We start from the raw sequence: 11,417 nt of genomic DNA on the forward strand, positions 1-11,417 counted from the left end.
AAGGCCAGGGCCGCAGCGCGACCTGGGTGCTCTGGACCGCCTGAGCGGGTGCTCTGGACCGCCTGAGCGCACCGGAACGCCGGCGCCGCGATGTCCGAATGTGACAGACAATCGTCATTGCCGTCATCGGGGCCGCGGGTGAGGATAGGTGCGTGCCCAGTTCCCACCACGTCGTCATCGCGGTCTTCCCCGAGGTCGACCTCCTCGATGTCACCGGTCCGGCCGAAGTCTTCGCGTTGGCCAACCGGGAGACCGCGGGCCGCGCCGGCTACCGGGTTCGGCTCGCGGCTCCGGCGCCCGGCCCGGTGACCACCTCGGCCGGGGTGCGGGTACTGCCGGATCTGACCTTCGACCAGGTCGACGGCCGCGTCGATACCCTGCTGGTCCCCGGCGCGGTCGAGATGACCGACGGCGGTCCGCTCGCCCGCATCGACACCGACGTGGTGGCGTGGCTGCGCGAGACCGCCCCGCGAGCCGGGCGGGTGGCCTCGGTCTGTGTCGGCGCGCATCTGCTGGCCGCGGCCGGGCTGCTCGACGGCAAGACGGCCACCACGCACTGGTCGACCGCGGCCCAGCTCGCCGCCCGCCATCCCGAAGTCACCGTCGATCCCGATCCGATCTTCGTGCGCACCGACCGGGGCAGGCTGTGGACCGGCGCGGGCATCAGCGCCTGCCTGGACCTGGCGCTGGCCCTGGTCGCGGAGGATCTCGGCGAGCAGACAGCCCTGGCCGTCGCGCGTCAGCTGGTCATGTACCTGAAACGGCAGGGCGGGCAGAGCCAGTTCTCGGTGCCGCTGAGCCGTCCCGCGCCGGCCCGCCGCGATATCGACCAGCTCCGGCTGTGGATCGCCGAGCATTTCGACGAGGACCTGACCACCGAGGTGCTCGCCGCGCGAATGCGGTTGAGTGAACGCCATTTCGTCCGGGTCTTCACCACCGAGATGGGTCTCGGCCCCAGCGCCTACGTCGAGGCGACCAGGGTGGAAGTCGCGCGACGACTACTCGAAACCACCGACCACTCCCTCGACCAGATCGCCGCGAGCTCCGGACTCGGCTCGGTGGAGACCTTGCACAGGGCCTTCAAACGTCAGCTCGGCACCACCCCGGCGGCCTACCGCCGCCGCTTCCGCACCCGGACGGCCTGAGCCCTCCGGCCCCACACCTCCCTCGGCGTTCGTGCCGGGAGGAACGTCGTCATGCCCACATCACGTCGAAAGGTTGCTACATGACCATCACCCAGGCCTCGGATTCCCTGCGCACCGTCGTCGGATTGGACGATTCGGCACCACGATTGCGCGACTGCGCCCTGATCATGATCGATTACCAGAACACCTACCGGACCGGTGTGATGGCGTTGGAGGGTGCCGAGCCGGCGCTCGCGGCCGGTGCGCGACTTCTGGAACGTGCACGCGATGCCGGGATCCCCGTCGTGCACATCATCAACGACGGCGGCGAAGGCACCCCGTACGACATCCGGGCCGAGATCGGCGCCATCAGTGCCGAAGTCGCCCCCATCGACGGCGAGCCGGTCGTGGTCAAACAGTTCCCCAACTCCTTCCACGCCACCGAACTGGAACAGACCCTGCGCGATTCGGGTGTCGAGCCGGGCGGCGATCTGGTGCTGGCCGGGTTCATGACGCACATGTGCGTCGGCCACACCGCGCAGGGCGCGTTCAACCTCGGCTACCGGCCGACCGTCATCGCCGAAGCCAGCGCCACCCGCGCACTGGCCGGCCCCGACGGTACGGTCGTGCCCGCGGCCACCCTGCACACCGCCGCACTGACCACCGTCACCGATTTGTTCGGCCTCGTCGTCCCGACCGTGGACGCTCTGCCGGACTGACCGCCTCAGTCGGCCTTCTTGGCTCGGCTCGGCTGGACGCGCGGTGGCTCGTTGGGCATCTTCGGATACTGCGGCGGCCACGGCGCGTCCATCAGACCCGAGGCCATATCCCGCTCCGACATCTCCAGCAGCGGTTCGATCGACTGCGGCGGCCGGTCGGCCCACGGATCGCCGCGTTCGGCCAGCCGAGCCGGGACGGTGGCGATGGTCAGCTCCTCCGGAACCACCGTCTCCAGATCGTCCCAGGAGATCGGCGTCGACACCTGCGCGCCCACCTTGGGCCGCACGCACCAGGCGCCGAAAACCGTTTTGTGCGGGGCGTTCTGGTTGTAATCGACGAAGACGCGGCTGCCGCGCTCTTCCTTCCACCAGTGCGCGGTGATCCGATCGGGATGGCGTCGCTCCAGCTCACGGGCGAGCGCGACCGCCGCCGCACGCACCTGATAACCGTCCCAGCGCGGTTCCAGTGCCACATATAGGTGCAGTCCGCGGGATCCGGAGGTCTTGACCCGCGCGTCGATACCGAGTTCGGTGCACAGTTCGCGGGTGCGCACGGCCGCCTCCCGTAGGTCGTCGAAGCCGATGCCGGGGGAGGGGTCGAGGTCCACCCGCAATTCGTCGGCGATGCGCAGATCGTCGACGTGGTTGGGCCACACGTGGAAGCCGAGGCAGCCCTGGTTCACCGCCCACAGGATGTGGGCCAGATCGTGGGCGACCAGCGCGTCGCTGGTGGTGCCGTTGGGGGTGGACACCTCGACCGTGTGCAACCAGTCCGGCGCCGACTTCGGTACCCGCTTCTGGAACCAGGACTTGCCCGAGGCGCCGTCGGGATAGCGTTCCAGCAGCAGCGGCCGGTTCCCGATGACGCCGAGCAGTGATTCGGCCACGGCCTGGTAGTAGTGCACCAGATCGAGTTTCGTTTCCCCGCGCTTGCTGAAATACACCTTGTCGGGGTTGGAGATGGTGAGGCTGCGGCCGTCGACCTCGATCTCGACCGAGCTGCTCATCGCGCCACCTCGGAACCGAAGATGGCGGCCAGCTCAGCCGGAGCGACCTCGTCGAGCTGAGCGTAGGTACACGATTCGGGGGTGCGGTCGCTGCGGAACCGGACCAGTCTGCCGCCGTGGCGGAACCGGCCCGACTGCACATGCTCATAGCGGACCTCGGCCACGAGTTCGGGCCGCAACGCCTCCCAGGACAGATCCTTGCCAGCGCTCCAACGGCTCATCCCGCCCGGCATCTTGCCTTCGGCCGATGCCTGGGCCGCCGCGTCGGCCCAGTTGCGCCAGGGATGATCGTCCAGCGCGTTCTCGCGCCACGGCGCGAGTTCGCCGACGAGCTGTTTGCGCCTGGCGGCGGTGAAGCTGCTCGCGACCCCGACGTGATGCAGGTTGCCCTCGTCGTCGTAGAGCCCGAGCAGCAGCGAACCGACGCCTTCGCCGTCCTTGTGCCAGCGGAATCCGGCGACGACGCAATCGGCGGTGCGCTCGTGTTTGACCTTGAGCATCACCCGCTTGTCCTGCTGATACCGCTGATCGTCGGCCTTGACCATCACCCCGTCGAAGCCGGCGCCCTCGAAGCGGGTGAACCAGTCCTCGGCGACGTCGGGGTCGGAGGTGATGGGCGTCAGATGCACCCGCGAGAGTTCGGTATCGAGGATGGTCTCGAGCAGACGCCGGCGTTCCCGGAACGGCTCGCCGGTCAGATCGTCGTCACCGAGCGCGAGCAGGTCGAAGGCGACGAAACTGGCGGGCGTTTCCGCGGCGAGTTTGGCCACCCGCGAGGCCGCGGGGTGCAGCCGCAGTTGCAGGGTGTCGAAGTCGAGGCCGCCCTCGGTGACGATGACGATCTCGCCGTCGATCACGCACCGCGGCGGCAGCGCGTCCTTCAGCAGCTCGGCGACCTCGGGGAAATACCTGGTCAGCGGACGGTCATTGCGGGAGCCGAGTTCGATCTCGGCGCCGTCGCGGAACACGATGCACCGGAATCCATCCCATTTGGGTTCATAACTGAGCCCGGGTTCCCGCGGCACCGCTGGGGCGGATTTGGCGAGCATCGGCCGCACGGGTGGCATCACCGGTAGGTCCACGCGATCCTCCTCGGAGTCGGTCCTCACCGATGTCGACGTCGCGACCGACGATGATTCATCGGTGTGGCGATCGTATGCGGCGGTACCGACAGCGTGCGGGATCTGCGAGCGTGCCGGTCGGGCACGCCCGGCCGGGTCAGTCGTCGAGCCAGCCGTGTTCGGCGGCGAAGGCGGTGAGTCGTTCGCGGATGGTGATGATCTCACCGGCGGTGAGGGCCGGACTCGCATCCAGCAACAGCTCGGTGACCAGGCGGGTGTGCTCGGCCGGGGTCAACACCACCACCCCCGCCCGGTCTTTGCTGCGGACCCGAGGAGCGGGGCCGACCGCGCCGCCGGCGGCGGCCAGATTGACCGCCTTGGGCCCGCGGTCGCCCTCGGTGATCTCGAATTCGAACACCCGGCCCTGGCGCAATTCGTCCTCGTCGAGACCGATGTCGTTGACGTGCACGAAAACATCCGGACCACCGTCTTCGGGACGAATGAAACCGAATCCGCGCGAGCTGTCGAACGACACCAATTTCCCGATGGCCACCACACCCGCTCCTCGTCGCCGACGCTACCGGGCCACTTTAGCCCGCATTTTCTCCATCGTTGGAGGAAAGCGCCTTTTGCAGCGAAGAGAACACCGTCAGCCCCTGACCGACCATCCCGTTGACCAATTCGCTGACCCCGTCGGGCCCGTTGAGCACGGTGAGGTTGGCGTTGGACAGCCCGTGCGAGGCCTGGCGCACGATCTCGGGCAACTGCTCGATGAGCAACTGGTCCAGCGCGATCCGGTTGTTGGACGCGGCGGCCTCGGCCTGGATCCTGGTGCGGTCCGCCTCGGCCTCGGCGAGGATGCGCACCCGCTCGGCCTCGGCCGCGGCCGGCTTGACCACCTCGGCCTGCAACTGCTGCTCGCGCAATTCGGCTTCCTTGCGTGCCTGTTCGGCTTTGGCGATGAGCACCTCTTGCTGGGCCAGTGCCTGCGCCAGCGGTCCGGCCGCGGCCGCCTCGGCCTGCGCCTTGTCTATATCGCGCTGGTACTGCGCCTTGAGCAGCGCGGTCTCACGCTCGTATTCGGCTTGGCGGCGCAACGATTCCTGCTCGGCCTCGGCCGAACGCTGCGCGGCCTGCGACTGCGCGATCTGCGCGTCGCGCTGCACGGCCGCGTTGTGCGGGGCCGCGAGCGCGGAGATGTAGCCGAGGTTGCCGTCATCGATGGACATGATCTGGAACGAGTCGACCCACAGCCCGATATTGCTCATTTCGACCTTCGACGCCACCAGCACCTCGTCGGCCAGGCGCTGACGCTCCCGGATGATCTCCTCCACGGTCATGGAGCCGACGATGGAGCGCAGATGACCGGAGAAGATGCGCCCGGTCAGCATCGACATCTCACGTTCCTGCTCGGACAGGAACCGTTGCGCGGCATTGACGATCGAGGGCGTGTCGTTGGCGACCTTGAACGCGATGACCGCCCGCACGTCGAGCTGGATCGCCTGCTTGGTTTCGCAGCGCTCCTTGATCTCGGCTTCGAACATGGCCAGCGACAGATACCGGACCTTACGGAAGAACGGCACCACCCAGGCGCCGCGGCCGATGATCACCTTGAACGGCGTGTTGTCCTTGCTCTTGGCGCCGCTGACCAGCATCGCCTCGTCCGGATCGGGCACATGGTAGCCGAGCACGTCTGTCTCCCTTGCTGTTTCGACATCAGTCCAGCGGATCCGGCACGAGCGGAACCCACGGCACCACCTCGGCGATGCGGCCGGAGTCGACAGCGATGATCAGCACGGTCGCCCCGGCTGCGATCGGCTCGGTGGCGCGCGCGATGTAGAGCTCGGTTCCCCCTCGGACGGCGACCAGGACCTCTCCCAGCATCCCGGCCCCCCGGATCGGCGACATCAGCGTACCCGTAGAACCCACCACCGCATCGGTCAACTTCCAACCTCCTGCGGCCACCTTACGATCGGGCGCTCACCGATGAGGCACCTCGTCGCGGAGTCAGTGCTGATACAGCCCGCGATAAGCGGTGATCATCGCGACGAGATGGTCGACGATCTCGTCGCGGTCGGCGCGCAGGGACCCGTTGAGCCAGGCCGAGAACATGCCCGCGTTGCCGCTGGCCATGGTGACCGCTGCCAGCCGACGCCGCACCGGGTCGTCGATATGGGAGAACAAATGGTCCTGGATGAGCCGGGTGAACGCGGGCATCACCGCGATGGTGGTCTGGCCGAGGCCGGTACTGGAGTACGGCTCCACCAGGAACAGCCGGGACTTGCGCGGATCCTCGAGCACCTTGTCGACCAGCACCTCCGACAGGGCACGGTCCCTGGACGGATCGTCGGCCACCGCGAAGGCCGTCATCGGTTCCAGGAATTCCTCGGCGACGTGCCGGTAGAGCACGTCGAGCAGTTCGTCACGGCTGGCGAAGCTCTCGTAGAAGTAGCGATCGGTGAGGTTGGCCCGGCGGCACACCGCCCGCATGGTGACCCCGGCTGCTCCGGATTCGCCGATCAGATCCAGCGCGGCCTCCAGCAGCGCCGCCCGCCGCACCTGCTTGCGCTCGGTGAGGGTGGTCCCGCCCCAGATCCGAGGTCCGGCGAGTGGATCCGCGTGCGGGTGGTCTGATTCCTGGCCTGTCTGCACCGTTACCACCCTAGTGCCGGTCGCGGCACGGGTCGGCCGGCCCGCCCGATCACCGACCCGGCCGCTTCATCCATCGGTAACTGCCGGTTAACTCCACCCGGATACCTTTCCCGCGAGATCGAGCGTGTTGGTGAGGTGCAGGTGGTGGACTCCGCTACGAGGGTCGGGTCGAGAAACTCGAGCGACAGACCGGGTACGGGTCCGATACCGGTACTGCGGCCGGGGCGGTCGGTGGCGGCACCGGCGCGCCCACCGGTGTTGATGCGTCGTCCACGTCCGGCGTTTGTGCCCTTGGCTCCCGCGCAGGAGCGAATGTGGCATGCGGCGCGCGCGGGCCGCTCGGCGGACTGGAACGTGGCGCGGGCGGTCCGCATTCGTGGCGCCTCGATCGACGTCGCCGCCCTGGTCGCCGCGCTCGGTGACGTCATCGCCCGGCACGAGCCGCTGCGCACCCGCTACCCGGCCACCGAACACGGGCCCGCGCAGATCGTGGTCCCGATGGCCGAGGCCGAACCGGATATCCGGGTGTGCCCGGTGCCGGAAGCCGAGCTGGCCGCCCGGCTGGCCGAACTGGCCGGTCGCGAATTCGACCTCGCGGTGCAGCTGCCGCTGCGGGCGCGGGTGCTGCTGGTGGGCGACGACGATGTGGTGCTGCTGCTGGTCGCCCATCACATCAGCATCGACGGCCGCTCGGTCGCTCCGCTGCTGCGCGATCTCGGTGCCGCCTACACCGCCCGCGCAGGTGGCCGCGCTCCGGCGTTGCCGCCGCTGCCGGTCGATTACGCCGATTACACGCTGTGGAAGCACGCCCTGCTCGGTGATTTCGCCGATGAGTGGAGCCGGGCCACCCAGCAGCTGCGCTACTGGGCCAATACCCTGGCCGGGCGCCCCGCGATGCTGCACTTTCCCTATGACCGGCCCCGGCCGGCGGTACCGCCGGGCGACGGCGCGACCGTGGCGGTGGCGTTCGCACCGCCGGTGCACGCGGCCTTGCTCGAACGCGCCCAGCGCGGACGGGTGAGCCTGCTCATGCTGTTGCAGGCGGCGTTCGCGGTCTGTGTCGGCTGGTTCGGGCGCAGCGACGACGTCACCGTGGCGACCGCGGTGAGCGGGCGCGATCACCGGCTGCTCGACGATCTGGTCGGCAACTTCGCCGACGACGTGCTGCTGCGGATTCGCCTGGACCGGGTGGGCGATGTGGACGAACTCATCGATCAGGTCCGCCGGGTGGCGCTGGCCGCGTTCGCCCATCCGGACACACCGAACCCGCGGCTGAAACGGTGCCTGCTGGAGGACGCGCGGACTCCGTTGTTCCAGGCCACCCTGATTCTGGAGCGCGCGGCAGCGGCGCCGGCGGCGGCAGGTGCGCAGACACCCACCGTCATCGACGTACCGGTCGGGGCCCCGCGTGCCAAACATGATCTGGAGTTCGGGCTGGTCGAACGCTACGACGACGCGGGCGCCCCGGCCGGTGTGGATGGCGTGTTCCGCTATCCGGCCGCGCTGTTCGATCCAGCGACCGCCGAATCGTTCGTCGCGAGGTTCGACGCGGTGGTGCGCGCTCTGGCGGCGGGTTATCGCGGCCCGATCCGTGCCCTCGTCGACGCTGTGTGATCTGCGGGTGCGGCCCATATTTGAAATTGAGAGATTTCACAATCGTAACGTCTCGTCGGTTCCGGCCGGTACGTTGGATGACGTCCAACAGTGCGGGTACAAGCGGAAAGGCACCGGCCCCTTGGCAATCGGCGTGCTGGTCCGATCGGATCGACGACAGTGTCGCGAGCGTGCCCGGGTGTGCGCCGACCTCCCCGGGGCCGAGTGATGTTCACCCGCTGGGGGGAGCTGGTGTACCGGCTGCGGTTCGTCGTCATCGTCGTGGTGGGCGCGGCGATGCTCGGGCTCGGCGCCGTCGGCACCGGTCTCGACGCGCATCTCACCTCGGGCGGATTGGATGATCCGACCTCGGAATCCGCGGTGGCGGCCCGATTGTCGGACCGGGCATTCGGCCGCAATCACGACGTCGACGTGGTCGTCCTCTATACCGCCCCTGACGGCAGCACCGTCGACGATCCGCACGTCCGCGATCGTGTGGTGGACAACCTCAACCGCCTGCCCCGCGAATACCCCGACGAGATCCTCGGCATCAACGCCGCCTATTGGCCGACCGAGACCGGCAAACTCAGCGGTCCGCAGGCCGCCACCGACGACCGCGCGCACGCCGTCGCCGCGATCGCCATCCGCGGCGAGACCGACACCGAGATGGTGCAGAACTATCGGAAGGTCAAGCACGCCTTCGCGATTCCTGGCATCGAGGTGCAGGTGGGCGGCCTACAGGCGGTCGCGGGGACCTTGAACGATACCGTCGCCCACGACACCCGGCGGCTCGAGATGCTGGCCATCCCGGCCGTGGCGGTGCTGCTGTTCTTCATCTTCGGCGGGGTGGTGGCCGCGGCGTTGCCGTTGATCGTCGGCGGGCTCACCGTCTTCGGCGCCTACGGCATCCTGCGGCTGCTGACCATGGTCACCGACGTGAATACCTTCGTCTCCCCGGTGGTTTCGATGATCGGCATCGGGCTGGCGATCGACTACGGCCTGTTCGTGGTGAGCCGGTTCCGCGAGGAACTGGCCGCAGGCCATGACACGCCGACCGCGGTGCGGCGATCGGTGCTGACGGCCGGGCGCACCGTGGTGTTCTCGGCGACGATGATCATCGCCAGCCTCGGCGGTATGTTGCTGTTCCCGCAGGGATTCCTGAAATCGATGGCCTACGGCGCCATCGCGACGGTCTCGCTGGCGGCGCTGGCCTCGATCACGCTGCTACCGGCGATGCTCGCGGTGCTCGGAGCACGGGTGGACCTGCTGGGCTTCGAACGGTTCCGCCGCACCAGGTCCGCCGAGGAGGTCGAGCACGGGTTCTGGGCGCGCAGCACCGCCTGGGTGATGCGGCATCCGCGCAAGATCAGCATCACCTTGTGCGTCGGGTTGCTGCTGTTGATCCTGCCCATGCGCAACCTCGTCTTCGGCGGGTTCAGCGAACGCTATCTGCCGCCGGACGATCCGACCCGCATCGCCCAGGAGCGGATCGACTCGCTGTTCCCGGTCCGGAAATCGGATCCGCTGGAATTGATCGTCGTCTCCGACAACAGCACCGCGGTGGGCGATCTGTGGCATCAGGCGAACACCGCACCGGGACTCGCGGGCGATTTCGAGATTCCGTCGCGCTCGACGGTGCAGGGCGACGTGTACCGCACCAAGGCCACCCTCGTCGACTCCGCCGAAGCGGGCGAGACTATCGAGTATCTGCGGGACCTGGACCGGCCCGACGGGGTGACCATGCTGGTCGGCGGGGTACCCGCGATTCAGAAAGACAGCATCGACGCGTTGCTGGTGCGGATCCCGTTCATGATCGTCCTGGTGCTGCTGGTGACCACCATGCTGATGTTCTTGACGTTCGGTTCACTCGTGCTGCCGATCAAGGCGGCCTTGATGAGCGCGCTTGGCCTCGGCTCCACCCTCGGCATCCTCACCTGGATCTTCCTCGACGGGCACGGTGCGGGCCTGCTGAATTTCACCCCGCAGCCCATCCAGGCCAACATCCTGGTGCTGATCATCGCCATCATCTACGGGCTGTCGACCGACTACGAGGTGTTCCTGTTGTCGCGCATGGTGGAAGCCCGCGCGAAGGGCGCCTCCACCGAGGAGGCGGTGCGCACCGGCACCGCGCACACCGGGCGCATCATCACCGCCGCTGCCTTGATCCTGCTGGTGGTGACCGGCGCCTTCGCCTTCTCCGACCTGGTGATGATGCAGTACATCGCCTTCGGCATGATCGCCGCCCTGATCATCGACGCCACCGTGCTGCGGATGATGCTGGTGCCTGCCACGATGACGCTGCTCGGCGACAGGTGCTGGTGGGCGCCGGAATGGATGAAACGACTGCAACACCGCATCGGATTGGGCGAGCCGTTGCTCGCCGACGAACCACCGACACCGACACCCATCGGCCAGGGCTGAGGCGGTCGAACCGTGCGCATGGTCGCACTCGCTCCCGCTGATGATCGCAGGCCCACACACTGAGCGGCCCTGGGTCGACGATGTCGATGGCATGCGCGGAACGTGGCCGCCGATCATGTTGGTACCCAGCGGAACTCGGCGCACGCGGGATCTGGTTCCCGGCCGGGACCGGGCGCGGCGCGAGCCGGATGGCTAGACTCCGACAATGCCGTGGCCGTGCCCGGTGGCCCGGCGAGAAGCGAGGTAAGCAGTGAGTGCGGTGGATCGGTGGCTGATAGCGCGTAGTGCCGACTTGCGACCCACACCGGCGGACCGGGCGTTGCGCAAACTGAGCCGGATGGCCGACCGCAACCTGCTGTGGGTGGCCACCGCCGCGGCGATGTACCTGGCGGGTGACCGGGCACAGCGCCGGGCCGCGGTGCGCGGGGTGCTGTCGGTCGGGCTGGCCAGCGGTATCGCCAACGGCATCGCCAAGCCGATGTTCCCGCGGCGCAGGCCGCCGGACGCGTCGGTGCCGTTCGTGCGCAGGCCCGTCAAACCGCCCTACTCGTCGTCGTTCCCGTCCGGGCATTCGGCGTCGGCGGCGGCGTTCGTCACCGGCGTCGCGCTCGAAGATCGCCGCGCCGCCGTCGCGGTGGCGCCGGTGGCGGTGGCCGTCGGCTACTCCCGCGTGCACATCGGGGTGCACTGGCCCTCCGATGTGGTCGCGGGCGCGATGCTCGGGTCGGCGCTGGCGCTGGCCACCCGGCGCTGGTGGGCGGTGCGTGCCGGGGAACCGGCCACGATGGGGCCCACCGAAGCCACCACACCGTTGCCCGACGGCAAAGGGCTGCTGCTGGT

Annotated in this window: 10 protein-coding genes and 1 pseudogene; 5 read left to right on the plus strand and 6 right to left on the minus strand. The window is 68.5% G+C overall.

Annotation, left to right across the window (positions count from 1 at the left end):
- Positions 1-152: 152 nt before the first annotated feature.
- On the plus strand, positions 153-1,145 hold the full coding sequence (locus tag RJ05_RS11425; RefSeq protein WP_036536659.1) for a GlxA family transcriptional regulator: 993 nt from the start codon (positions 153-155) through the stop codon (positions 1,143-1,145).
- Between the two features lie 80 nt (positions 1,146-1,225).
- Positions 1,226-1,843, plus strand: coding sequence for a cysteine hydrolase family protein (locus RJ05_RS11430; protein ID WP_036536662.1), 618 nt, complete (start codon positions 1,226-1,228; stop codon positions 1,841-1,843).
- Positions 1,844-1,848: 5 nt separating this feature from the next.
- On the opposite strand, the gene ligD is transcribed toward RJ05_RS11430, so the two are convergent.
- The 6 genes from ligD to RJ05_RS11460 form a co-directional block, all read right to left on the minus strand.
- Positions 1,849-2,850, minus strand: coding sequence for a non-homologous end-joining DNA ligase (ligD, locus tag RJ05_RS11435; protein WP_036536664.1), 1,002 nt, complete (start codon positions 2,848-2,850; stop codon positions 1,849-1,851).
- Positions 2,847-3,932 carry an ATP-dependent DNA ligase gene (locus RJ05_RS11440; protein ID WP_211357601.1) on the minus strand — a complete coding sequence of 362 codons (1,086 nt, stop codon included), beginning with the start codon at positions 3,930-3,932 and terminating at the stop codon, positions 2,847-2,849. Before RJ05_RS11440 ends, ligD begins: the two co-directional genes overlap by 4 nt.
- Before the next feature lie 136 nt (positions 3,933-4,068).
- Complete coding sequence (locus tag RJ05_RS11445) at positions 4,069-4,467, minus strand: cold shock domain-containing protein (RefSeq protein WP_036536666.1); 399 nt, start codon at positions 4,465-4,467, stop codon at positions 4,069-4,071.
- Positions 4,468-4,501: 34 nt separating this feature from the next.
- Positions 4,502-5,602: an SPFH domain-containing protein gene (locus RJ05_RS11450; RefSeq protein ID WP_036536669.1), complete on the minus strand. Its 1,101-nt coding sequence runs from the start codon at positions 5,600-5,602 to the stop codon at positions 4,502-4,504.
- A 25-nt stretch (positions 5,603-5,627) separates the two neighbouring features.
- Positions 5,628-5,855: an NfeD C-terminal domain-containing protein gene (locus RJ05_RS11455; protein ID WP_036536674.1), complete on the minus strand. Its 228-nt coding sequence runs from the start codon at positions 5,853-5,855 to the stop codon at positions 5,628-5,630.
- 63 nt (positions 5,856-5,918) lie between these two features.
- Complete coding sequence (locus RJ05_RS11460; protein ID WP_051016440.1) at positions 5,919-6,563, minus strand: TetR/AcrR family transcriptional regulator; 645 nt, start codon at positions 6,561-6,563, stop codon at positions 5,919-5,921.
- 144 nt (positions 6,564-6,707) lie between these two features.
- Here RJ05_RS11460 and RJ05_RS11465 point away from each other — a divergent pair, with 144 nt between their 5' ends.
- The 3 genes and pseudogenes from RJ05_RS11465 to RJ05_RS11475 all read left to right on the plus strand — a co-directional run.
- The gene (locus tag RJ05_RS11465; RefSeq protein ID WP_373365057.1) at positions 6,708-8,177 is read left to right on the plus strand and encodes a condensation domain-containing protein; all 1,470 of its coding nucleotides are present in this window, start codon (positions 6,708-6,710) and stop codon (positions 8,175-8,177) included.
- Positions 8,178-8,384: 207 nt separating this feature from the next.
- Positions 8,385-10,568, plus strand: a pseudogene (locus tag RJ05_RS11470) (MMPL family transporter); the annotation flags it as partial.
- Positions 10,569-10,914: 346 nt separating this feature from the next.
- Positions 10,915-11,417 (plus strand): phosphatase PAP2 family protein (locus RJ05_RS11475; RefSeq protein WP_156090819.1); only part of this gene is annotated, 503 nt, incomplete at its 3' end.

Origin of the sequence: Nocardia cyriacigeorgica NBRC 100375 (assembly GCF_000308555.1) — a bacterium.
Lineage (GTDB): Bacteria > Actinomycetota > Actinomycetes > Mycobacteriales > Mycobacteriaceae > Nocardia > Nocardia cyriacigeorgica.

Bases quoted from the DNA above. Each gene is read 5' to 3' on its own strand.
- RJ05_RS11430 (WP_036536662.1), top strand. From the start codon at position 1,226: ATGACCATCACCCAGGCCTCGGATTCCCTGCGCACCGTCGTCGGATTG.
- ligD (WP_036536664.1), bottom strand. From the start codon at position 2,850: ATGAGCAGCTCGGTCGAGATCGAGGTCGACGGCCGCAGCCTCACCATC.